The organism is Pseudomonas sp. PLMAX (genome assembly GCF_046042685.1).
Taxonomy (GTDB): Bacteria; Pseudomonadota; Gammaproteobacteria; order Pseudomonadales; family Pseudomonadaceae; genus Aquipseudomonas; species Aquipseudomonas putida_AE.
Map to the genome: position 1 here is coordinate 6,323,147 of NZ_CP064949.1, position 23,422 is coordinate 6,346,568.

At 59.2% G+C, this 23,422-nt stretch carries 23 protein-coding genes; 13 read left to right on the forward strand and 10 right to left on the reverse strand.

Annotated features, from left to right (window positions below; all coding sequences use genetic code 11):
- Positions 1-99: 99 nt before the first annotated feature.
- From pgi to DKB71_RS28775, 5 genes are all read left to right on the forward strand, one after another.
- Positions 100-1,764, forward strand: coding sequence for a glucose-6-phosphate isomerase (pgi, locus tag DKB71_RS28755; RefSeq protein WP_323608705.1), 1,665 nt, complete (start codon positions 100-102; stop codon positions 1,762-1,764).
- 157 nt (positions 1,765-1,921) lie between these two features.
- A complete protein-coding gene (acs, locus tag DKB71_RS28760; protein WP_408598894.1) occupies positions 1,922-3,859 on the forward strand; it encodes an acetate--CoA ligase in 1,938 nt (645 codons plus the stop codon).
- Between the two features lie 111 nt (positions 3,860-3,970).
- On the forward strand, positions 3,971-4,837 hold the full coding sequence (locus DKB71_RS28765) for an oxygenase MpaB family protein (protein ID WP_408598896.1): 867 nt from the start codon (positions 3,971-3,973) through the stop codon (positions 4,835-4,837).
- A gap of 95 nt (positions 4,838-4,932) precedes the next feature.
- Complete coding sequence (locus DKB71_RS28770) at positions 4,933-5,949, forward strand: class I SAM-dependent rRNA methyltransferase (protein WP_408598898.1); 1,017 nt, start codon at positions 4,933-4,935, stop codon at positions 5,947-5,949.
- A 93-nt stretch (positions 5,950-6,042) separates the two neighbouring features.
- Positions 6,043-8,997, forward strand: a complete 2,955-nt coding sequence (locus DKB71_RS28775) for a DUF748 domain-containing protein (RefSeq protein WP_408598900.1) — start codon at positions 6,043-6,045, stop codon at positions 8,995-8,997.
- Between the two features lie 220 nt (positions 8,998-9,217).
- Here DKB71_RS28775 and DKB71_RS28780 read toward each other — a convergent pair whose 3' ends face one another.
- Together DKB71_RS28780 and DKB71_RS28785 are read right to left on the reverse strand one after the other, a co-directional pair.
- Positions 9,218-9,571, reverse strand: a complete 354-nt coding sequence (locus tag DKB71_RS28780; protein ID WP_274074573.1) for a BON domain-containing protein — start codon at positions 9,569-9,571, stop codon at positions 9,218-9,220.
- A gap of 308 nt (positions 9,572-9,879) precedes the next feature.
- Positions 9,880-10,299 carry a pilin gene (locus DKB71_RS28785; RefSeq protein WP_274074572.1) on the reverse strand — a complete coding sequence of 140 codons (420 nt, stop codon included), beginning with the start codon at positions 10,297-10,299 and terminating at the stop codon, positions 9,880-9,882.
- A gap of 11 nt (positions 10,300-10,310) precedes the next feature.
- Here DKB71_RS28785 and DKB71_RS28790 point away from each other — a divergent pair, with 11 nt between their 5' ends.
- The 6 genes from DKB71_RS28790 to DKB71_RS28815 all read left to right on the forward strand — a co-directional run bounded on the left by DKB71_RS28790 (position 10,311) and on the right by DKB71_RS28815 (position 14,261).
- Positions 10,311-10,484: a hypothetical protein gene (locus DKB71_RS28790; protein WP_408598903.1), complete on the forward strand. Its 174-nt coding sequence runs from the start codon at positions 10,311-10,313 to the stop codon at positions 10,482-10,484.
- A 99-nt stretch (positions 10,485-10,583) separates the two neighbouring features.
- Positions 10,584-11,801, forward strand: a complete 1,218-nt coding sequence (locus DKB71_RS28795) for a type II secretion system F family protein (RefSeq protein ID WP_408598905.1) — start codon at positions 10,584-10,586, stop codon at positions 11,799-11,801.
- Position 11,802: 1 nt separating this feature from the next.
- Entirely contained in the window at positions 11,803-12,675 is an 873-nt protein-coding gene (locus DKB71_RS28800; protein WP_323627336.1) for an A24 family peptidase, read from the forward strand.
- A complete protein-coding gene (coaE, locus tag DKB71_RS28805) occupies positions 12,672-13,295 on the forward strand; it encodes a dephospho-CoA kinase (RefSeq protein WP_408598907.1) in 624 nt (207 codons plus the stop codon). The genes DKB71_RS28800 and coaE overlap by 4 nt, the downstream gene beginning before the upstream one ends.
- Positions 13,292-13,492 (forward strand): DNA gyrase inhibitor YacG, encoded by a 201-nt coding sequence (gene yacG, locus DKB71_RS28810; RefSeq protein ID WP_060543361.1) that lies wholly within the window; start codon positions 13,292-13,294, stop codon positions 13,490-13,492. The genes coaE and yacG overlap by 4 nt, the downstream gene beginning before the upstream one ends.
- A 208-nt stretch (positions 13,493-13,700) precedes the next feature.
- Complete coding sequence (locus DKB71_RS28815) at positions 13,701-14,261, forward strand: magnesium transporter (protein WP_274074567.1); 561 nt, start codon at positions 13,701-13,703, stop codon at positions 14,259-14,261.
- A 32-nt stretch (positions 14,262-14,293) separates the two neighbouring features.
- On the opposite strand, the gene DKB71_RS28820 is transcribed toward DKB71_RS28815, so the two are convergent.
- The 5 genes from DKB71_RS28820 to DKB71_RS28840 are packed head-to-tail and all read right to left on the reverse strand — an operon-like array spanning position 14,294 to position 19,322.
- Complete coding sequence (locus tag DKB71_RS28820; protein WP_408598910.1) at positions 14,294-14,611, reverse strand: cytochrome C oxidase subunit IV family protein; 318 nt, start codon at positions 14,609-14,611, stop codon at positions 14,294-14,296.
- A 13-nt stretch (positions 14,612-14,624) separates the two neighbouring features.
- On the reverse strand, positions 14,625-15,338 hold the full coding sequence (locus tag DKB71_RS28825) for a heme-copper oxidase subunit III family protein (protein WP_274074565.1): 714 nt from the start codon (positions 15,336-15,338) through the stop codon (positions 14,625-14,627).
- Positions 15,339-15,344: 6 nt separating this feature from the next.
- Complete coding sequence (locus DKB71_RS28830; protein ID WP_408598912.1) at positions 15,345-16,034, reverse strand: cytochrome c oxidase subunit 3; 690 nt, start codon at positions 16,032-16,034, stop codon at positions 15,345-15,347.
- Positions 16,031-17,806, reverse strand: coding sequence for a cytochrome c oxidase subunit I (gene ctaD, locus DKB71_RS28835; RefSeq protein ID WP_408601171.1), 1,776 nt, complete (start codon positions 17,804-17,806; stop codon positions 16,031-16,033). Before ctaD ends, DKB71_RS28830 begins: the two co-directional genes overlap by 4 nt.
- Positions 17,807-17,849: 43 nt before the next feature.
- Positions 17,850-19,322: a c-type cytochrome gene (locus DKB71_RS28840; protein ID WP_408598914.1), complete on the reverse strand. Its 1,473-nt coding sequence runs from the start codon at positions 19,320-19,322 to the stop codon at positions 17,850-17,852.
- 228 nt (positions 19,323-19,550) lie between these two features.
- Here DKB71_RS28840 and DKB71_RS28845 point away from each other — a divergent pair, with 228 nt between their 5' ends.
- A complete protein-coding gene (locus tag DKB71_RS28845; protein ID WP_408598916.1) occupies positions 19,551-19,886 on the forward strand; it encodes a hypothetical protein in 336 nt (111 codons plus the stop codon).
- Between the two features lie 57 nt (positions 19,887-19,943).
- Here the strand turns inward: DKB71_RS28845 and DKB71_RS28850 are convergent, their stop codons facing one another.
- Both DKB71_RS28850 and DKB71_RS28855 read right to left on the reverse strand, forming a co-directional pair.
- Positions 19,944-20,633, reverse strand: coding sequence for an energy-coupling factor ABC transporter permease (locus tag DKB71_RS28850; RefSeq protein ID WP_274074561.1), 690 nt, complete (start codon positions 20,631-20,633; stop codon positions 19,944-19,946).
- Between the two features lie 75 nt (positions 20,634-20,708).
- Positions 20,709-21,641, reverse strand: a complete 933-nt coding sequence (locus DKB71_RS28855; protein WP_274074560.1) for a LysR family transcriptional regulator — start codon at positions 21,639-21,641, stop codon at positions 20,709-20,711.
- 247 nt (positions 21,642-21,888) lie between these two features.
- On the opposite strand from DKB71_RS28855, the gene DKB71_RS28860 reads away from it, so the two are divergent.
- Positions 21,889-22,131 (forward strand): DUF2790 domain-containing protein, encoded by a 243-nt coding sequence (locus DKB71_RS28860; protein WP_274074559.1) that lies wholly within the window; start codon positions 21,889-21,891, stop codon positions 22,129-22,131.
- A 13-nt stretch (positions 22,132-22,144) separates the two neighbouring features.
- Here the strand turns inward: DKB71_RS28860 and DKB71_RS28865 are convergent, their stop codons facing one another.
- Positions 22,145-23,413: an OprD family porin gene (locus DKB71_RS28865; RefSeq protein WP_408598919.1), complete on the reverse strand. Its 1,269-nt coding sequence runs from the start codon at positions 23,411-23,413 to the stop codon at positions 22,145-22,147.
- Positions 23,414-23,422: the final 9 nt, after the last annotated feature.

The window sequence follows — 23,422 nt, forward strand, 5'->3', positions numbered from 1 at the left end:
GTACACGCAGGCTAACCGGAGACCACCCAGACAGTGGTCAGGACATTCCGGTATTTTCAGTGTCTTAAAGGCAGTTCAAGTAAAAGGAAACCCGCAGCGATGGCGTATTACCGCACCCCCCACGACGTGACCACCCTGCCCGCCTGGCAGGCGTTGAAAGACCACCGCCAGGCCATGCAGGATTTCAACATGCGCGAGGCCTTCAACGCCGACCCGCAGCGCTTCAACCAATTCACCCTCAGCAGCTGCGGCCTGTTTCTCGATTATTCGAAAAACCTGATCAACGCCCAGACCCGCGACCTGCTGGTGGGCCTGGCCGACGAAGTCGACCTCAAGGGCGCGATCAAATCGCTGTTCGATGGCGAGATCGTCAACGCCTCCGAAGGACGCCCGGCCCTGCACACCGCCCTGCGTCGCCCGGTTGGCGACAAGTTGTCGGTCAACGGCGTCAACGTGATGCCAGAAGTGCACAAAGTGCTGAACCAGATCACCGACCTCGTGGGCCGTATCCACGACGGCCTGTGGCGCGGCTACTCCGAGAAGCCGATCACTGACGTTGTCAACATCGGCATCGGTGGTTCGTTCCTGGGTCCCGAGCTGGTCTCCGAAGCCCTGCTGGCCTATGCCCAGAAAGGTGTGCGTTGCCACTACCTGGCAAACATCGATGGCAGCGAGTTCCACGAACTGGCCATGAAGCTGCGCGCCGAGACCACGCTGTTCATCGTTTCGTCGAAATCCTTCAACACCCTCGAAACGCTGAAAAACGCCCAGGCCGCACGTGCCTGGTACCTGGCCCAGGGTGGCTCGGAAGCCGAACTGCATCGCCACTTCATCGCAGTATCGAGCAACAACGCCGCCGCCGTAGCGTTCGGCATCCGCGAAGAGAACATCTTCCCGATGTGGGACTGGGTCGGCGGGCGTTACTCGCTGTGGTCGGCCATCGGTTTGCCGATCGCCCTGGCCATCGGCATGTCGAACTTCAAGGAACTGCTGTCCGGTGCGTACACCATGGACCAGCACTTCCTGAACACCCCGTTCGACCAGAACATGCCGGTGCTGCTGGCCCTGCTCGGCGTGTGGTACGGCAATTTCTGGGGCGCGCAAAGCCACGCGATCCTGCCGTACGACCACTACCTGCGTAACATCACCAAGCACCTGCAACAGCTGGACATGGAATCCAACGGCAAGAGCGTGCGCCAGGACGGTACGCCCGTCAGCACCGACACCGGCCCGGTGATCTGGGGTGGCGTAGGTTGCAATGGCCAGCACGCTTACCACCAGTTGCTGCACCAGGGCACCCAACTGATCCCGGCCGACTTCATCGTGCCGATCGTCAGCTTCAACCCGGTGGCCGACCACCACCAGTGGCTGTACGCCAACTGCCTGTCGCAAAGCCAGGCGCTGATGCTCGGCAAGACCCTGGCCGAAGCCCAGGCCGAGCTGCGTGACAAAGGCATGAGCGAAGAGCAGGTGCAGAGCCTTGCGCCGCACAAGGTGATCCCGGGCAACCGTCCGAGCAACACCCTGGTGGTCGAGCGCATCAGCCCGCGGCGCCTGGGTGCGCTGGTGGCGATGTACGAGCACAAAGTCTTCGTGCAAAGCGTGATCTGGGGCATCAATGCCTTCGACCAATGGGGCGTGGAGCTGGGCAAGGAACTGGGCAAAGGCGTCTACAACCGCCTGGTCGGCAGCGAAGAAACCCCGGCTGACGACGCGTCCACCCAGGGCTTGATCAACTACTTCCGCGGACGTCACCGCGGCTGATTTGACGCTTGTACTAACCTTTGTAGGAGCTGGCTTGCCAGCGAAGACGGTATATCAGGCAATACTTATGTCGACTGATACACCGCTTTCGCTGACAAACCAGCTCCTATGAGGGTCGCGCAGCTCCCCTCTTCCAAAACAAGAAGAAGGAACCGTCATGTTCGATATCAGCACGTTCCCCAAGGCCGATGCCGTGCGCCGGGCTGCACAACTGAGTCAGGACGACTATCACCGCCTGTACCGCGAATCCATCGAACACCCCAGCACCTTCTGGGCCGAACAAGCCACCCGCTTCCTCGACTGGAGTGCACCGTGGCAGACCGTCCAGCGCTACGACCTGAAGACCGGTGAAGCCCACTGGTTTGCCGGCGCCAAGCTGAACGTCAGCTTCAACTGCATCGACCGCCACCTGGCCACACGCGGCGATCAAACAGCGATCATCTGGGAAGGCGACGACCCCGCCGAATCCACCCAGATCACTTACAAAAAACTGCACCATTACGTCTGCCGCCTGGCCAACGTGCTCAAAAGTCGTGGCGTGAAGAAAGGCGACCGGGTGTGCATCTACATGCCGATGATCCCCGAAGCGGCCTACGCCATGCTCGCCTGCACACGCATCGGCGCGGTGCATTCGGTGGTGTTCGGCGGGTTCTCGCCGGATTCGCTGCGCGACCGGATCCTCGACGCCGACTGCCGCACAGTGATCACTGCCGATGAAGGCGTGCGCGGCGGCAAATTCGTGCCACTCAAGCACAATGTCGACAAGGCGCTGCAAAGCTGCCCGGATGTCAGCACCGTGGTCGTGGTCGAACGAACCCAGAACCCGGTGAACTGGGTCGAGGGCCGGGACCTCTGGTATCACCAGGCGCTACGCGACGTAGGCGACGACTGCCCGCCTGAGCCGATGGACGCCGAAGACCCGCTGTTCATCCTCTACACCTCCGGCAGCACCGGCAAACCCAAAGGCGTGCTGCACACCACCGGGGGCTACCTGCTGCAAGCGGCCATGACCTTCAAATACGTGCTGGACTACCGCGACGGTGAAGTGTTCTGGTGCACCGCCGACGTCGGCTGGGTCACCGGCCACAGCTACATCGTCTACGGCCCCCTGGCCAATGGCGCCACCACCCTGATCTTCGAAGGCGTGCCGAGCTACCCGAGCACCTCGCGGTTCTGGCAGGTGATCGACAAGCACAAGGTGAACATTTTCTACACCGCCCCCACCGCGTTGCGCGCGCTGATGCGCGAAGGCGCAGAACCGTTGAAGGAATCGTCTCGCGCCAGCCTCAGATTGCTCGGCACTGTCGGTGAGCCAATCAACCCGGAAGCCTGGGAGTGGTACTTCAATGTGGTCGGCGAACAGCGCTGCCCGATCGTCGATACCTGGTGGCAGACCGAAACCGGCGGCATCATGCTCAGCCCGCTGGTCAGTGCGCAACGGATCAAACCGGGCTGCGCGACGCAGCCGATGTTCGGCGTACAACCGGTGCTCCTGGACGAGCATGGCAAGGAAATCAAAGGCGCCGGCAGCGGCGTGCTGGCGATCAAATCCAGCTGGCCGGCGCAGATCCGCAGCGTCTACGGCGACCCGCAACGAATGGTCGACACCTACTTCAAGCCCTACCCCGGCTACTACTTCACCGGCGATGGCGCTCGCCGCGACGAAGATGGCGACTACTGGATCACCGGGCGTATCGACGATGTCATCAACGTCTCCGGGCACCGCATCGGCACCGCCGAAGTGGAGAGCGCCCTGGTCCTGCACGACAACATCGCCGAAGCCGCCGTGGTCGGTTACCCACATGACATCAAGGGCCAGGGCATCTACGCCTTCGTCACCCCCATGAACGGCGTCGAGCAAAATGAAGAACTGAAAAAAGCCCTGCTCGCCCACGTCAGCAAGGAAATCGGCAGCTTCGCCAAGCCCGACCTGATCCAGTGGGCGCCGGCCTTGCCGAAAACCCGTTCAGGCAAGATCATGCGGCGCATTCTGCGCAAGATCGCCTGCAACGAACTGGACAGCCTGGGTGACACCTCGACCCTGGCCGATCCGAGCGTGGTCCAGGGCCTGATCGACAAGCGCCTGAACCAATAACGTACTGCCGCCTCCTGTAGGAGCTGCCGCAGGCTGCGATCTTTTGACGTTGCTTTCAGGATCAAAAGATCGCAGCCTGCGGCAGCTCCTACAGTCAATCACCGGGAAACCATGGAATTCATCCGCAATCGCATCGAAACCCAGATCATGAGCCTGACCGGCCTGTCCCTGGGCAAGCTCGACCTGGAAAACCCCAAGGGCGACCCCGGGCTGTTCGGGCCCGACTCGGTGAGCTGGCAAGTCCACGGCGACTTCAGCAGCATGTTGATCGGCGGCATCAGCGCCCTGATGTTGCAGGCCCTGCACCCGCTTGCCCTGGCGGGTGTGTGGGACCATTCGAACTTTCGCGAGGACATGCTCGGTCGCCTGCGTCGCACCGGGCAATTCATTTCCGGCACCACCTTTGGCTCACGACAGGACGCCGACTGGCTGATCGAAAAAGTGCGCACCATCCACCTGCAAGTCACAGGCACCGCACCCGATGGCCGGCCCTATGCCGCCAGCGACCCCGATCTGCTGACCTGGGTGCATGTGGCGGAGGTCAGCAACTTCCTCGCCGCGCATTTGCGTTATCGCAATCCACACCTGTCCCTGGTCGATCAGGATCGTTATTACGCAGAGATCGCGCTGGTGGCCGAACGTCTGGGCGCCCGTGACGTGCCGCGCTCCCGGCAGGAGATTGCCGCTTATCTTGAGCGCATTCGCCCGCAGCTGCTGTGCGACGAACGCAGTCGGGAAGTGCTGCGATTGCTGTTGAACGCCCCCTCCCCCAGCCGTCTGGCCAAGCCATTCGGCGGTTTGATGATGCAGGCCGGGATCGATCTGCTGCCGGACTGGGCCAGTGACATGCTTGGCGTGCACCAAGGCCCGCTGCAACGCAAATTGATCCGCGCCAGCGTCAACCGCAGTGCGCCGATGCTGCGCTGGGCGGTGCGCAATGGCTCGGTACATCGTGCAAAAAGACGGATGGGACTGTAGGAGCGAGGCTTGCCCGCGAAGAACGATAATGCGGTATTTCAGCAAGCCCAAGCTGTTAAACTCCCGCGCCCAATTCCACCTGCAAGGCGCCCGGCATGTCCTCCTTGAATCAGGCGCTGCGCGCCGCCCTTGAACATCGTCAGGATCTGCTGGCCGAACTGCACAGCCAGGGCACCGACTGCTATCGCCTGTTCCATGGCAGCCAGGAAGGCGCCGGCGGCCTGACCATCGACCGCTACGGCCCGCAACTGATGGTGCAGAGTTTCCACCAGTCGCTCGACCGCGAAGCGTTGCTGCAACTGCACGAAATGGTCAATCAACACCTGGGGTTTGAAACCCTGCTGGTCTATAACGACCGCTCCCGTGGCAACTCGCGCATCGACCGCGAAGACACTGTCTACCGTGCCGACGAAGCCGCGCTGCAAGACCTGGTGGGCCACGAGTGGGGCCTCAATTATCGGGTGCGCGGGCGCCACGCCGGGCAGGACCCGCTGCTGTTCCTCGACCTGCGCAACACCCGCGGCTGGGTCAAGGACCACAGCAAGAACAAAAGCGTACTGAACCTGTTCGCCTACACCTGCGGGGTCGGTCTCAGCGCCGCAGCCGGGGGGGCCAGCGAGGTGTGCAACCTGGACTTCGCCGAAGGCAACCTGGCGGTCGGTCGCGAGAATGGCTTGCTCAACCCGCAATTGCCGACCATGCAATTCATCCAGTCCGACTACTTCCCGGCCATTCGCCAGTTGGCCGGCCTGCCCATCAGCCAGCGTCGCGGGCAGAAACTGCCGAGCTATCAGCGCCTGGAACAGCGACAGTACGACCTGGTGCTGCTCGATCCGCCGGCCTGGGCCAAGAGCGCTTTCGGTACCGTCGACCTGCTGCGCGACTATCAGAGCCTGCTCAAGCCGGCGTTGCTGGCCACCGCTGACAACGGTGTGCTGATCTGCTGCAACAACCTGGCAAAAGTCAGCATGGACGACTGGCGCGAGCAGGTCCTGCGTTGCGCCGAGAAAGCCGGCCGGCCGGTACGGGAGTGGACGGTGATGAAACCAGGCGGCGATTTCCCGTCGATGGACCAGCAGCCACCCCTGAAAACCCTGATTCTGCAGTTCTGAAAGTAGCCGTTGTTTTCCGACAAATCCCGCAGGATGTGAGGACTTCGGAACCGAAATCGCGTGCCATACTCCAAGGCACTCCGATCCAGACAGATGAAGCCGCACATGTACAAAGGATTGATTCGCGCCATCGGCGCCTTGTTGACTGCTCTGGCGCTCTACAGTCTGCTGGGCTTTCTGATTTTGCCGGGCATCGCGTTGCGCGTTGCCAACCAACAACTGGCCCACTACGCCACGACGCCCGCCACCCTCCAGCGTATCGAACTCAACCCGTTCAGCCTTGAAGTGACCCTTTGGGGCCTGAACATCGGCGAGCCCGGCAAAGAGCAGGTCGGCTTCGAACGCCTGTACGCCAACCTGCAGCTCGACAGCCTCTGGACCAACGCGCTGCACCTGTCGGAAATCGAACTGGAAAAATCCAAGACCGAAATCCTCTTCGGCAAGGACGGCAAACTCAATCTGCGCGGGCTGTTCAAACTGCCAGCGAGCGAACCCACGCCGGCCGATCCGAACGCCAAGCCGTTCCCGCTGCGCATAGACCGGATCAAACTGGCGGGCGGCGCCTTGCACTTCAAGGATGAGCGCCCCAGCGAAGCGATCGAGTTTCTCTACGACAAACTCGACTTCGAACTGAAAAACCTCAGCACCTTGCCCGAAGACAGCGCCGACATGGAACTGGTCGCTATTGGCCCCAACGGTGGCCAGGTCGACTGGACCGGCAACTTCAGCCTCATTCCGTTCGCCTCTGAAGGCAAGCTGAAAATTACCGACGGCAAGATGAAAGCCTTTTGGCCCTATGTCCGCGACGCCGTGCCCCTGGACCTCGAAAGCGGGGTGATGAGCCTCAGTACCGACTACAAACTCAGCCTGGCCAAGCAGACCGAACTGCTGCTGAACAACCTCGCAGTCAGCGTCGCACCCTTCGCGATCAAGGCCCCGGACGGACGGCCGCTGGCGAAGCTCGAGCGTCTGGACATCAGCGAAACCACGGTGGACCTGGCCAAACAGCAAGTGGTGGTCGGCAAGATCCGCAGCCAAAAGCTGGAAACCTGGGCGGCACTGGAAGCCGATGGCCAGCTCGACTGGCAGAAACTGTTCGCCAGCCAACCGTCCAAACCGGCGGCCAAGGCCAACGCCGAACCGCCGAGCACCCCGGCGGCCGCCGATTCGCCGAAACCCGAACCGGCGGAGCCTGGCAAACCCTGGCAAGTGCTGCTCACCGATGTGCAATTGCGCGATTACAAAGTGCATCTGGCGGACCGCAAGGCGCAACCGCCGGTGGAAGTAGAGCTGAGCCCGCTGAATCTCGACTTGCAGAAGTTCGACAGCCTCAATGGCTCGCCCTTCGCCCTCAAGCTCGACACCGGCGTGGGCAAGCAGGGCAAGCTCACGGCCGATGGCGAGGTCAACCTGGCGCCTGTCAGCGCCAGGCTAAACGTACAGACCAAGGACATTGACCTGCGTGTCGCCCAGTCCTACATCAGCCCGTTCATTCGCCTGGAACTGCGCAGCGGCATGCTCGGCAGCGACCTGGCGGTCAACCTGAAAAGCACCGAGCCGCTGGCCCTCAGCGTCACCGGTCGCGCTCAGGTCGATCAGCTGCACACCCTCGACACCCTCAAGACCCGCGACTTTCTCAAGTGGCAACAGTTGGTGGTCGAAGGCCTCAACTACCAACACGGCGACAGCCTGTCGATCGACAAGATCAACCTGCTGCAACCCTATGCACGCTTCATGATCAACGATGACCGAACCACCAACATCGATGACCTGCTGATTCCGCAACCGCCCGACGCAGGGGCAAAGTCTGCCGCGGCCAAACCCGTCGCCAGCAAGGACAAGCCCCTGGGCATCCATATCGGCGGCATTGCCATCAACGACGGTTCGGCGAACTTCGCCGACTTCAGCCTGACCCCAAACTTCGCCACCGCCATCCAGCAGCTCAACGGTTCGATCGGCACCATCGACAGCCGCCAGGCGAAACCGGCCACTGTCGATATCAAGGGCAAGGTCGACCGCTACGCACCGGTGACCATCAAGGGCGCGGTCAACCCGTTCGACCCGATGGCCAGCCTCGACATCGCCACCAGCTTCAAACGCGTGGAACTGACCACGCTGACCCCCTACTCCGGCAAGTTCGCCGGTTATCGCATCCGTAAAGGCCGACTCAACCTCGACCTGCATTACGTGATCACCAAAGGCCAGCTCAAGGCTGAAAACAAGGTAGTGGTCGAGCAGTTGCAACTGGGCGAAAAAGTCGACAGCCCGGATGCCGTGAGCCTGCCGCTGAAACTGGCGATCGCCCTGCTCAAGGACGTCGACGGCAAGATTTCCATCGAACTGCCGGTGACCGGCGACCTCAACAATCCGCAGTTCAGCGTGATGCCGATTGTCTGGCAAACCCTGCGCAACCTGATCGTCAAGGCTGCCGCCGCGCCGTTCAAACTCATTGGTGGCCTGGTGGCCGGTGGTGGCTCGGAGGACCTGGGTACCGTGTCATTCGCGCCGGGCTCGAGCGACCTGAGCAAGGACGCCGAAGCGGCCCTGGTCAAACTGTCCCAGGCCCTCAAGGAACGCCCGACCCTGCGCCTGGAAATCGAAGGCACCGCCGCCAAGAGCAGTGATGGTCCGCTGCTCGCCGAGCAACGCCTGGAACGGGAATATCAGTACAACTACTACAAAATGCTCCAGCGCCGCGGCGACAAGGTGCCGGCGAAGGCGAATCTGCTGGAGGTGCCGGACAGCGAGAAAGGTCCGCTGCTCGAAGGGATCTACCGCACGCGCCTGAAGGTCCAGCCGCCCGCCGAATGGAAAGACCTGGGCAAGGAAGAACGCACGGCGAAAATGCGTGCGGACGTGATCCAGTTCTGGAGCTCCAGCGAAGTGCTGTTGCGTGAGCTGGGCCAGGAACGCGCCAGCAGCATCAAGGATTATCTGGTCGACAAGGGTCAGCTCGCGGACGACCGGGTGTACTTCATCGACGCCCAGTTGGGCGAAGCGGAAAAGGACGGCAAGGTCGTCACCCCAATGCACCTGGACGCCGAGTGATGGGCAAACACTGCATTTAAACAACGCACATACCACTGTGGGAGCAAGCCCGCTCCCACATTGGATTTGCGATACCCCAATAGAACAGGCCCCGACACGAATGCCGGGGCCTGTAATGGCCACATCCCTGTGGCCGGTCGCATGAACTTCTCAGTTGCGGCAGACGTATGACTCGGCCCGCCTACCGCGCCTTCTCCCAGTCCAGGCGAGAAGTCTTGCCTTACTCGGCTTTCAGGCCGTCAGCGGAGACCGCCTTGACGCCTTTGATTTTCTTGGTGATAGCCACTGCGGTGGTTTTCTGGGCATCCGTTACAGCAACGGTGGACGACAGAGACACAACACCTTTGTTGGTTTCCACTTTGATGTCGGTGCCGGGAATGCCTTTTTCGGTGACCAGGTCAGATTTGACTTTGGTAGTGATCCAGGTATCGGAAACATCCTCTTTCGCTTCGGTGACTTCACCGGCGGCCAGCATCATGGGTGCTTGTGTGGCCTGAGTCTGGGCAAATGCAGCGTTGGCCATGGTCAGGGTCAGCGCGGTAGCAGTAGCGGCAGCGATAGCGAACTTCTTCATACGAGTAACTCCTGTTTTTCTGGAAAATCTGCTGATTGTCTTTTCAGCAGGCTTACCGGAGATATTGCGAACGCTGTGCCAACTTTGAAACAGATGCAAATACGATATAAATCAACAACTTATAAAATCAGCGATTTCTCGAAATCATGCAAAATGCATGAGTTGGAAATTCTCTACATGCAAGTTGCGGGTTTTGAGTAAGGCCTAAGGCCATGAATTGTCGGAAGTTTTCTCAAATACTCGCTAGCCCTGAACGTCGAACAAAAAATACCCCGCACAGGCGGGGTATCAGGCAATAAATGAATGGATCAGGCTTTCGGGGCAACCCCCGTGCAGCCTTTCGGCGCGTACTCCTGGTCGACGGTGGTGGCACAGGTCCAGCCTGCCACCGTACGCGAAAGGGTGATGGTTTTATTCAGCACCTGAGCCGGCGCGTTAAGGATCGTGCAACCGATAGTCCCGGAACCATCAGTGGCTTTACCGCTGGCCGAGGTCGTGCAGTTGGACGTTAATGCAGCGCCGCCGACATTGGACAAATCAGGGTCGTCGCCTTGATTGATCACATCCTCGAACGCCACCTTCAACGCCGATATCTCGGCCAGCCCCGCCGTCACCTTGGCCCGCGCCTGGTACTTGGAGTAAGCCGGTATCGCAAACGTCGCCAGAATCCCGATGATCGCCACCACGATCAGCAGCTCGATCAGGGTAAAACCTTTTTGATTGTTCAAGGACAGCCTCCATGCATGAGTCGAAATCTCATGATCTGCACCTGCAGCAGCACAGCCCATGCCAAGCCCGGCGCGCCCTGTTCTCGGGGGTGCGCGATCGCCATGAGGCCCCTTCCCACTCCCGGGAACCGCACTATCTGACACTTTTCGTCACCTCGACAGCGCTGTTTGGTTCCACCGATTGACTAGGCTATAAGTCGTTTCCCGAGGAACGCATCGGCACATTCACGATCTATGAGCCGGTCGGCTGCGATCAACGCATCGGCGGTTACAAAGGGCTGAACATGGCAGTCAAGGCAGCAAGCACCAGCGTGTACAGCTGGGAAGGCACAGACAGGAAAGGCGCGAAGGTGACGGGCGAGCTGAGCGGCCAGAACCCGGCACTGATCAAGGCGCAATTGCGCAAGCAAGGCATCAATCCCGGCAAGGTGCGCAGGAAATCCACGTCGATGTTCAAGCTGGGCAAACGCATCACGCCCCAGGACATTGCCCTTTTTACCCGGCAGATGGCGACCATGATGAAAGCCGGCGTGCCGTTGTTGCATTCCTTCGACATCATCGGTGAAGGCTTCGACAACCCGGCCATGCGCAAGCTGATCGACGAGGTGAAACAGGACGTGGCGGCAGGCAACAGCTTCGCCACGGCCCTGCGCAAGAAGCCGCAATACTTCGATGAGTTGTACTGCAACCTGGTGGACGCCGGGGAACAGGCCGGCGCGCTGGACACCCTGCTGGAACGGGTGGCGACCTACAAGGAAAAAAGCGAAAGCCTCAAGGCGAAGATCAAGAAAGCCATGACCTACCCGCTGATCGTCGTGTGCGTGGCGATCATCGTGACCGCTATCCTGCTGATCAAGGTGGTGCCGCAGTTCGAGTCGGTATTCAAGGGTTTTGGCGCTGAACTGCCGGCCTTCACCCTGATGGTCATCGACCTGTCGCAATGGCTGCAGGCGTGGTGGTGGATGCTGCTGGGCGCGCTCAGCGCGGGCGTTTTCGCTGCGCGCCACGCGCTGAAAACCTCCCAGGGTTTTCGCGACCGCATGGATACCTGGCTGCTGAAACTGCCGCTGGCAGGTACCTTGATGTACAAGTCCGCCGTGGCCCGGTTCGCCCGCACGCTGTCGACCACCTTCGCTGCCGGTGTGCCACTGGTGGAAGCCCTGGAGTCTGTGGCCGGCGCCACTGGCAACATCGTGTTCAAACGCGCGGTGCTGCGCATCCGGCAGGACGTTGCGACGGGCATGCAGCTAAATTTCTCCATGCGTACGACCGGTATTTTTCCCAATATGGCCATTTCGATGACCGCCATTGGCGAGGAGTCTGGCGCACTCGACGACATGCTCGACAAGGTCGCCGGTTTCTACGAGGACGAGGTCGACAATCTGGTCGACAATCTCACCAGCCTGATGGAACCGTTCATCATGGTGGTGCTGGGTGTTATTGTCGGCGGCCTGGTGGTTGCGATGTACCTGCCCATCTTCCAACTCGGCTCAGCGATCTGACATGCCATTGAACGAAATCCTGATCCACTTCCCGCTGGCTTTCGTCGTCGTCGCCGGGGTAGTCGGCCTGCTGGTTGGCAGCTTCCTCAACGTACTGGTCTGGCGCCTGCCGAAAATGCTCGAACGCGAGTGGCGCGTGCAGGCCCACGACATCCTCGGCCTGCCCGGCGAAACGCCGCTGCCGACCTTCAATCTGATGCTGCCCCACTCCCAGTGCCCACACTGCGGTCACCGGATTCGTGCCTGGGAAAACATTCCGGTATTGAGCTTTCTGTTCCTGCGCGGGCGCTGTTCGGCCTGTGCGACGCCGATCAGCAAACGTTATCCTTTGACCGAACTGGCCTGCGCGTTGCTGTCGGCGTTCATTGCCTGGCACTTCGGGTTCGGCTGGCAAGCCGGCATGGCGATGCTCCTGACCTGGGGCCTGCTGGCCATGAGCCTGATCGACGCCGAGCATCAACTGCTGCCGGATGTGCTGGTGCTGCCGCTGATGTGGCTCGGGCTGATCGTCAACAGCCTCGAGCTGTTCGTGTCATTGCCCGAGGCGTTGTGGGGCGCAATTGCCGGCTACATGACGCTGTGGACGGTGTTCTGGGTGTTCAAGCTGATCACCGGCAAGGATGGCATGGGTCATGGCGACTTCAAGCTGCTGGCGATGTTTGGCGCCTGGGGCGGTTGGCAGATCCTGCCGCTGACGATCGTCCTGTCGTCCGTGGTGGGTGCGATCATCGGCGTGATTTACCTGCGCCTGCGCAAGGCGCAAACATCGACGCCAATCCCTTTCGGCCCCTATCTGGCCATTGCCGGCTGGATTGCCTTGCTCTGGGGTGGTCAAATAACCGACTTCTATTGGCAGTTTGTCGGTCTGAAATGAATACCCCTGTGGAAAAACCCTGGATTCTCGGCTTGACCGGCGGCATCGGCAGCGGCAAAAGCGCGGCGGCCCAACACTTCATCGACCTGGGCGTGCACGCGGTCGATGCCGACCATGCCGCGCGCTGGGTGGTGGAGCCCGGTCGACCGGCGCTGGCGAAGATTGCCGAACACTTCGGTCCCGGCGTGTTACAAGACGACGGACAACTGGACCGCGCCGCGTTGCGCAAACTGATCTTTGAGGTACCGGAGCAACGCCTCTGGCTCGAAGCCTTGTTGCATCCGCTGATCGCCGAAGAGATTGCCCATCACCTGGCGCTGGCAAAATCACCTTACGCGATACTGGTTTCGCCGCTGTTGATCGAGTCTGGCCAGTACGCCATGACCCAGCGGGTGCTGGTGATCGATGCCCCCGAACAGTTGCAGATCGAACGCACCCTGCGGCGTGACCAGACCAGCGAACCGCAGGTCCAGGCGATCCTCAAGGCCCAGTCCAGCCGCCAGGATCGCGTAAGCCATGCCGACGACGTGGTGGTCAACGACCGCGACCTCGCCTGGCTGCACAGCGAGGTCGAACGCCTGCATCACTTTTACCTTACTTTGCGTGGAGGCCAGTCATGAGCCAGATCCCAACCGTCGAATGCCCAACCTGTGGTGCCCCTGTCGAATGGAGCCCCGAGAGCAAGTTCCGGCCGTTCTGTTCCGACCGTTGCAAATTGATCGACCTGGGCGCCTGGGCGTCGGAAGAGCACAAGATTCCGGTGGCCCCGGATGCCGAGGACGAGCTGTTCAGCGGCGATTTCGACCCGCGTCACTGATTCCGCGCATCGGAGGGCCTGACTCGCGGCAGAAATCGACGAGATGAACCAGGCCCTGACGTCGCCTCCCGGGGTATTGACACCCAAAATCCATCATGCTAGCGAGTGCTATACTTCTTTCAAATTGCACGACGTGTGCAACGTTCCCCACGGGTACAGGCTGCAGGACAGAGGAGGTCCAGAGCAAACACGAGATGGGAGGTGTGGCATGAATCGGCACTATTACATCAGTGACAACCTCAACGATCTTGAAACCGTTGAAAATGAGCTGGAAGCCAGCGGCATCAATTCCGAACAAATTCATGTGCTCAGTGAAAAGATTGCCGATGTTGAAGAACATCACCTCCACGAGATCAGCTCGTTGATGGAACAGGATACCGTTCACTCCGGGGAGATTGGTGCGCTGGTCGGTGTGCCACTCGCAGCACTCGTCCTGGGTGGCGCCTGGTGGATGGGCTGGACTGAATCCGCCGCAGGCTGGATGCCTTTTGTCTTCCTGGCCATTGTCATTTTGGGCTTCAGCATCTGGGAAGGCGGTTTTTTTGGGTTCCAGGTGCCGAACACCCACTTCCGCAATTTCAAGCAGGCGGTACAAGAAGGCAAACATATTTTCTTTGTGGATGTCGAGCCGAATCAGGAACCGCTATTGGACCAGGTTATCGGCCATCATCCCAATCTGACGATCGCCGGCACGGGAGCGGCAGCTCCCCACTGGACAGTCGCCTGGCAGCACAAATGGCATCAGTTCAAGCGAGTGATATCGGGTTAACGCCTGGAGACTGAGGGCCATCCGACAGCGGTTCATTGGCCAAAGAAAATGACCCGGCTGAGGAAAACATAGTCCGCCTCGGTGGCCATCAGTCCGATCAGCACCAACAAACACAGGGGCGGAACCAATATGGCGTAGACCATGGCTAACCGTTCCCAGGCCAGATGCATGAAGATGGAGACAATCAAGCCTGCCTTCAGCAACATGAACGTGATAATCAGCGACCACCTGAGGTAGCCGTGCAATTGGAAATAGTCGACCAGATACGACAGGGTACTGAGGACGAATAACAGTCCCCATATCTTGAGATACAGGCTGATCGGATGTTGCTGACCCTGAGCATGTGCCATCACCCGCGCTCCTCTACCACAAATAGAAGAAAGCAAAAATAAACACCCACACCAAATCCACGAAGTGCCAATAAAGCCCGGCTATCTCGACGTTCTGATAGTTTCCGGAGCGCTCATAGTCTCCCCGCCATACTTTCATCGCCACAATGCTCAGGTAAATCGCGCCGATTGACACATGAAGGCCGTGGAAACCGGTAATCATGAAAAAGCTGGCACCAAATTGCGCCGCCCCCATGGGGTTCCCCCAGGGACGCACCCCCTCTGAGATGAGCTTGCTCCATTCAAAAGCCTGCATGCCGACGAAGGTCACACCCAAGGCAGCCGTCGCCAGCATCAGTGCTGTGGTTTTCGCGCGATCGCGGCGATAGGCGTAATTGACAGCCATGGCCATCGTGCCGCTGCTACTGATCAGCACAAAAGTCATGATGGCGATCAGAATCAGCGGGATTTCCTTACCGCCGATCGTCAATGCAAACACTTCGCTGGGATTTGGCCAGAGGTCGGTGATGGTCATGCGTACCGACATGTAGCCGGTGAGAAAACAGGTGAATACAAACGTATCGCTGAGCAGGAATATCCACATCATTGCCTTGCCCCAAGGCACCTGCTTGAACGCCTCTCTATCGGAGGACCAGTCGCTGGCGATGCCCTCCCATCCCGGTGCAGGTGGCGAGCCTGGTGGATTGGATGAGCCAGAGCCGGCTGGGGCTTGTGGATGCGATGCCATGGTTTTTCACCTCAGGCCGCAGAGCCTGGCGATGGCTTCATAGGTTTCTGGCGTGCTGGTCAGCAGCGCGAATAGCACGAACCAAAGACCCAACAGGTAATGCCAATAGATGGCACAGAGCTCTACGCTGGCGCGCAGTTGCGTCAACGGCACGCGATGCAGGAATTTAGCGACGATCATGCCCCAGGCTATCAACCCGCCCAGCAGGTGGAGCCCATGAAGGCCGGTCAACAGGTAGAAGAAACTGTTGGCCGGATTGCTGGCGACAAAGTAGCCCCAGGCGACAAACTGCTGCCAGACCCAGAGTTGTCCCGCCAGAAAGGCAATGGCAAACACGCCCGCCACGACGAAACCGATAACCGTGGCGTCCAGTCGAACCTGTCGGGCTGCCATGCGCGACCACTGCAGTGCGATGCAACTGAACACTAGAAACGCCGAATTCAGCCAGAGTTGCCATGGATTGGCCAGCGGCGCCAGGGGCTCTGTCAGGGGTAGCCAGTCGACCATCTGGGAGCGGGCGATAAAGGCGATCAGGAAGAGAAAGAATAACGAGCTGACCACGGCCAGAAACAGGCGCAGGCCTGTTTTTGCGATTTGGCTTCTATCGACACCCTCGGCCTGAATACCTTCAGGATCGCGATTCCAACCGCCTGCAGGGTCACCGTCATCCGCGTTTCTCAATAGCAATCTGTTCATGGTTTAACGTCCGCTATTCGGGTTCCGGCACTGAGTTGGCGCATTTGCTCCAACTCCTCGGCAGACACCGTTTGCGCAACGAAATCCTGTTCTATGCCCGGCACACTGTAGTCATAGGCCCAGCGATGCACGACCGGCAACTTCTCTCCCCAGTTACCGTGTTTCGGTGGAGTGTTCGGTGTTTGCCATTCCAGGCTGGCCGCGCCCCAGGGGTTACCGCCTGCGGGTTTGCCTTTGAATACACTCCAGGCCAGGTTGAACAGGAACAGCAGTTGGGAAACACCGACAGTCAATGCGACCACCGTAATGAAGGCATTCAACTCTTGCGCCGACTGTGGAATGAACGCGTAGTTGTCGTAGGCGTAGTAGCGGCGAGGCATGCCCTGGAAGCCCAGATAGTGCATGGGGAAGAAGATGGCGTAGGTGCCCAGGAAGGTAATCCAGAAGTGCAGCTTGCCCAGGGTGTCGTTCAACATGCGCCCGGTCACTTTCGGGAACCAATGATAAATGCCGCCGAACACCACCAGGACCGGTGCGACGCCCATGACCATATGAAAATGGGCGACGACGAAATAGGTGTCCGAGAGCGGAATATCCACAATCACATTGCCGAGAAACAGCCCGGTCAGACCGCCCACCAGGAAGGTGACGATAAAGGCCAGGGCAAACAGCATCGGCACGGTCAGATGGATGTCGCCCTGCCACAGGGTCAGGACCCAGTTGTAGACTTTCAGAGCGGTCGGCACCGCGATGATCAAGGTGGTGACGGCGAAGAAAAAACCGAAATACGGGTTCATTCCGCTGACATACATATGGTGCGCCCAGACCACAAAGCTCAGTACGCCAATCGCAATAATGGCCCACACCATCATTCGGTAGCCGAAGATGTTTTTACGCGCATGCGTGCTGATCAGGTCGGAGACCAGGCCAAACGCAGGGAGCGCAACGATATAGACTTCCGGGTGGCCAAAGAACCAGAACAGGTGCTGGAACAATATCGGGCTGCCACCCTGGTGATCGAGCTGCTGTCCCAGCGAGATCATCGCCGGCATGAAAAAACTGGTGCCCAACAGTTTGTCGAACAGCATCATGACCGCACTGACAAACAACGCCGGGAAAGCCAGCAAGGCCATGATCGAGGCCATGAAGATGCCCCATACCGAGAGCGGCATGCGAAACAACGTCATGCCGTGGGTACGCGCCTGCAACACCGTGGTGACGTAGTTCAACCCGCCCATGGTGGCGGCGACAATGAAAATCGCCAGCGAGACGAGCATCAGCACGATGCCCCACTCGACCCCAGGCGTCCCCTGGGTAATGGACTGTGGCGGATAGAGCGTCCAGCCCGAACCGGTGGGGCCGCCGGGGACAAAAAAACCGGCGAGCAACACCAGTACCGCGAGCAGATAGAACCAGTAACTCAGCATGTTGACATAGGGGAAGACCATGTCGCGTGCGCCCACCATCAGTGGGATCAGGTAATTGCCGAAGCCCCCGAGAAACAAGGCCGTCAGCAAGTAAATGACCATGATCATGCCGTGCATGGTCATCGCCTGATAGTAAGCACTGGCGTCCATGAACGCCAAACTGCCGGGGAAGCCTATCTGTATGCGCATCAAGCCAGACAACACCACGGCGATAACCCCCACGAACAAAGCCGTCAGGGAGTATTGAATGGCGATGACCTTGTGGTCCTGGCTCCAGATGTATCTGCTCAGGAAACTCTTGGGCTCGTGCAGTGCCTCTGTTTCGGCTTGCTCCGCATAGGCCATCACGTCATCCTCCTGCCGAAGTTTGCGTGTATTTCTGGCTGCTTTACGGCGACTTCCCTGGCTCAGCCTTGTTCGCGTCAGCGTCGGCATTCGCTTTTGATTTGATGAAAGCGATCAGCGCGTTCAAGTCCTGATCACTCGGGGTAAAGGCCGGCATGACGGCTGCATAGCCTTTGACGATTTTGGCACCGGGATTGAGGATCGAATCCTTTATATAGCCCTCGTCGGCCTTGATACTCGTACCGTCGACAAGGGTTACGGGCTCGTTATACAGGCCCTGCCAGCTCGGGCCGATACCCTTGCTGCCATCGACACTGTGGCAGGCCAGACAGCCTAGCGACCCGGCTAGCCGCTGTCCTTGCGTCGCCAAGTCGTCACCTCTGTCCAGCGCTTCGCTGGCAGAAGGTTCTTGCGACGCAGCACCCAGTGATTTGATCAGGGCGACGAGCGCACCCAATTCATCGTCATTGAGAGTATAGGCCACCATGACCGGCGGGTAGCCTTGTACCAGACGGGCCTGCGGTTCGAGGATCGATTGTTTCAGGTAGGCCTCATCGACCTGAACACTGGTGCCATCGGCAAGCTGTTCGGTGCGGCCGTACAGGTCCTTCCATCCCGGCCCGAGGCTGGTACTGCCATCCTGGCTGTGGCAGGCACCGCAGCCGTATTGTTCGACCAACTGACGACCTTTTTCCAGTACGCTGTCCTGACCGGGTTTGGTAGCTGCCGCTAATGTCTGCGCAAAGGTCGGCTGGCTGCTGAGCCATTGATCGAAGGCACCCTGCTCCTCCACGATCATCTGGCCGCGCATGTTGTAATGACCTACGCCACAAAATTCAGCGCAAAGGACTTCATATTTCCCGGTTTTAGTCGGCGTAAACCAGAAGTACGACACCATCCCCGGCACCATATCCATCTTGCTGCGAATTTGCGGTATATAAAAATTGTGCAATACATCTTTAGAGCGCAGTAAAACTTTTACCGGTCGATCCAGCGGAAGTCTGACTTCGTTACTTTTTATTAGCACATCGTCCTGGCCGGCGGGATCCTTGGGATCAACGCCAAACGGGTTGACGGAATCAACTAACTTAATTTCAGACTTGCCCAGTTTCCCGTCCTGGCCCGGAAAACGAAAGGCCCACTGCCACTGCTGGGCGACCACTTCAAGTTCATAAGCATTTTTTGGTACCCGGATGAAATCGTTGTAAACAACCAGGCCTGGCGCCAACATCGCGGCAATACCTATCGAGGTAACGACAATCAACCAGAATTCCAACCTCTTGCTTTCCGGCTGGTAGTGGGCCTTGGCCCCCTCTTTATGACGATAACGCATCACGGCTACCGCCATGAATAGCGTAATGGCGATGAAAAATATTCCGCTGATGATCAGGGTGATAAACAGCGTGGTGTCTATTGATCCCCAGTTGGAAGCTGCCGGTGTTGCATGCCAAGGCGCTAGTACATGGAATAGCACTGATCCAATAACGATGAGTACCAGGACAATTGCTATTGCCATTTCTCTTCATCCTATTCCTGTTGCTCATTGGTTATGCGCAAGCATCGCCACTGACGTCCAGGCAGGGCAGACAAGTACCACCCATCCGGGTGGCAAAGTCAGTTAAAAGTATAGTGCCATCGGGTTGTGCCGTGAGGGTTGGCGAGCGAGTCCCGGTTGCCAGCTATACTGAATTTCAGATCAGAGACAGAGCAATAGAATCCAGCAGTCTACGACGGAGGCTTCGTTATGAGCGCCATGACGATCGAAGGCTGGTGCAAAACCAGCCCCGACCAAAAATCCACCCCAATAGGTGAAATCCATTTTTACGTCGATGTGCCACTTCGTCAGCGCCTGGAGCAGGCTGAAGAACAGCTGAAGAGTTCCCATGGGCCTGAAGCCATGGTTGATGTCGACATGAGCACTCTGGATCTGAAATTGCCAGAGGGATACGACCCCTTGTCCGACTGCCAAATGCGCGTCTATTTGCACCTCGATCGTGGTCAATACCATTTGGTTGGGCACCGCGCGAGCGATGGTAGCTTGATCTATAGCAACGCGGTTTTGATTGATCAGCAGATCTAGGGAACCGCTGGAAAAACCGAGTATGGGATCGTCATCATTTGGCGAATCTGAAATGGATCAAGATTCGGGGTCGTCGTCCTTCCAGGGCGCCGACAGATAACGCGTGCGGTTGAAGGTCTCGAGCCACTCAGGGCTGAACACCACCAGCGCGCTCACCACCATGCCGTTGATGAACGCCTCGGGAAAAATGATCAACCACAGGTAACCGACAAAATCTTCCAGCCAATACGGCATGGCGAACCGTTCGTCGTACCACAACAACGTCAGCGCCAGCACCAGGCACAGCAACGCTGAAAGGGCTGCGGCGAAGAAACCGGAAACGAAGATGTACACGAAGAGATTTCGTGGCTGCGCGCGCTCCACCGCTATCGCACAGCATTCAGTGATCAACACCGGCAACAAAATGAACAGCGTGCCATTGACCCCCATGGCCATCAGGTCCTGACGCCCCAGCAACACCAGGCCTGCCTGCGCCACCAGACCGCCGACGATTGCCAGCGGCCAGTCCAGCAACAGCGTCACCGCTGTCATGCCGATGAAGTGATAGGACACGCCGGTATCGAAGTCCCGCCGCACCAGCCACAGCATGAACAGCGCGAACACCGTACCGAACAGCAGATGCTGGCGACGATTGTCGGTGAACAACTCGACCCAGGGTGCGCGCACGACGGCCCAGAGTAATACCGGTATGTAGATCAACCACCCCACGTTCAGGGTCTGGGATGACAATAACTCGGCACCGATCATGGCTGGGCCCACTCCCCTGTCTTTCCGAAAGAGAAAGAGCCTCAGTCTACACCGCCCTTCACCGTCCCTTCGACCTCAAGCCCAATGCCGTGGATCGTTCATCACCGCTTCATGTTCGGCAAACAATTTGGGAAGCTCGGCCTTGAGAAAATCCACCCAGGTGCGGACCTTGGCATCGAGAAAACGCCGTGATGGATACAGCGCATAGACATTGCGCTCGCGCAATCGCCAGGTCGGCAATACACGCAACAAGGTGCCATCGCTCAAGGGCCGTGTGGCGGTGTGGAAAGGCAGCAGGCTGATGCCCATGCCGGCCTCCGAGGCCTTGACCATCGACTCGGCGACATTGCACTGGAAGGTCTTGGCCGGACTGATGGCATGTTCACCGTGTTCGTCCTGGAATACCCATTGATCGCCATACAAGGGATCAAGCAGGCGCAGGCATTGATGCTCGTTCAGCGCCAGCGGCTGCTGTGGAATGCCCTTGCGGCGCAGGTAGTCCGCGGAGGCGCAAGGTACGCTGTAGATCTGTCCGAGGGCCTGGGCGACCAATTGCGAATCGGGCAGTTCGGGGGCGATCGAAATCACCACGTCGTGCCCCTCCTCCAGTGGATCGGGATTGCGCTGGGACAAGGTCAGTTCGAACACCACGTCGGGATATAGCTCGCTGTAGCGGGCGATCAGAGGCGTGATCAGTACGCCCAGTCCGTTCATGCTGTGCACCCGCAGGCGCCCGGCGGGGTTGATATGCGCGCCACGGGCCTCGGCCGTCGCCTCGTCCATTTCTTCGACGATCTGCCGGCTGCGCAACAGGAATCGCTCGCCTGCTTCGGTCAGGCTCAGGCGTCGCGTGGTGCGTTGCAGCAGGCGTGCCTGGAGATGTTCTTCCAGGTCCGCGACCAATCGGGATACCTGCGCCGTGGACAGATCCAGCGTGTCGGCCGCGGCGGTGAAACTGGCGCAGTCCACCACACGGATGAACACGCGCAAGTTGTTAAGCAAATCCATAAACCCCCTCGGGCGAAAATACTGTTCATTGCGAGAAACCTGCAGGAGCAAGCTTGCTCGCGATGGAGGTCAACGATGACGCGGGGAGCCTGACACCCGCGCAGCTCTCAGGTTTTTCGCGAGCAAGCTCGCTCCTACAGTTGTGACTATTACATTTTGCGTAACGCTGCATCCGCCGTTGGCCCCTTTATCCACGGGTGCCGAAGACTAAAATCAACTCATCGAAACCCACGCGGAGCACGCCAGCATGAAAACGTTGATCAGCCTGTTTCTGGCCGTCATCGCCACCTCGGCCATGGCCGCTGACAACGAGCCTCTCGCTGTCTTGTACAACCCGGCGCAGCCGCTGGACATCGCCAAGGTGGTGTCTGTTTCGGACACCGCGACCGCCTGCGGGGTTGTGCCGGCGACCATGGTGTATGTCGATCATCAGGGCCAGACCCGGCGGGTGACGTACAACGTCATCGGCGATTGCACCAGCAACCTGTGATTCGCCGCTGCACTCAGAGCAGCGTCCAGGTGTAGCTGAGGATCAGGCGGTTTTCATCGATATCACTGCGGTAATTGGACCGCGCCATCGCATTACGCACGCGGATCCCCAGGCCTTTGAGGCTGCCGCTCTGCAGCACATAGCCGATGTCCAGGTCGCGCTCACGGTCCTTGCCCTCATACCCCTTGCCGGTATCGACATTGTTGCCGCTGATGTAGCGCAGGGTACTGGTCAAGCCCGGTACACCCAGGGCCGCGAAGTCGTAGTCGTAACGCGCCTGCCAGGAACGTTCATCGGTGTAGGCGAACTCGTAGGTCGGCACCTCGTTACCCAACGGTGAGATGTTGGCGAATACCCGCGGGAACGCGCTGTCGCCAAACATGCCCTGATAGCCGACATAAAAGGTGTGGCCGCCACGTTTGGCCGACAGCAACGAGTAGAACGCCTGGTTGTCGATGTTGCCCAGCAGTTTTTTGCCGTCCTCGCGCGAATCGAAGTAGCCGAGGTTGGCGCCGAGGATCCAGTCACCCACGGGTTCGCTGTGCTTGAGGCCGAGGAAGCGCTGGTTGTAGATGTCCTCCAGTTGCCCGTACCAGGCGCTGACCGAGGTGCGCTTGTCGTTGAAGGCATAATCGCCACCGGCAAAGTTGAACCCGTCACTGCTGACCTGGCGCTGCGGCACGTGCCCGAGCATGGCCTGCATTTTTTCGTCGCCAGCCTCGTTGCGCAGGCTGGTTGAACTCAGGTGTCCGCCCTGCAAGGTCAGACCATTGATCTCACTGGAGGTGATGCTTGCACCCTGGTAACTCGGCGGCAGCAGGCGAATATCACTGAACACCAACACCGGTAGATTGGGTTGCAGCTCACCGACTTTCAGCTCGGTTTTCGAGTAACGCATCTTCAACGCGCCTTCCAGACGGCTGTAATTGTCCGCTGCGCGACCGTCGTCCTGCACCGGCAGCAAGCCGGTATTCACCCGGTCCGGGCTGCTGTCGAGCTTGAGGCCGAGCAGGCCGATGACATCCACACCAAAGCCGACGGTGCCCTGGGTGTAACCGGACTTCACGTTGAGGATGAAGCCCTGGGCCCACTCCTCGGCCTTCGATTGCTGGTTGGCGCCGACGATATCGGAGTAGTCGCGGCTGAAGTAGTAATTGCGCGCTTGCAACGTTGCGGTGGTGTCTTCGATAAACCCGCTCTCGGCGGCCATAACGCCTGTGGAAAAACCCGAGACGACAGCCAGGGACAACGCCGTACGGGTTGTTGGGAGATTCTGCTTCATCGTTTTTCT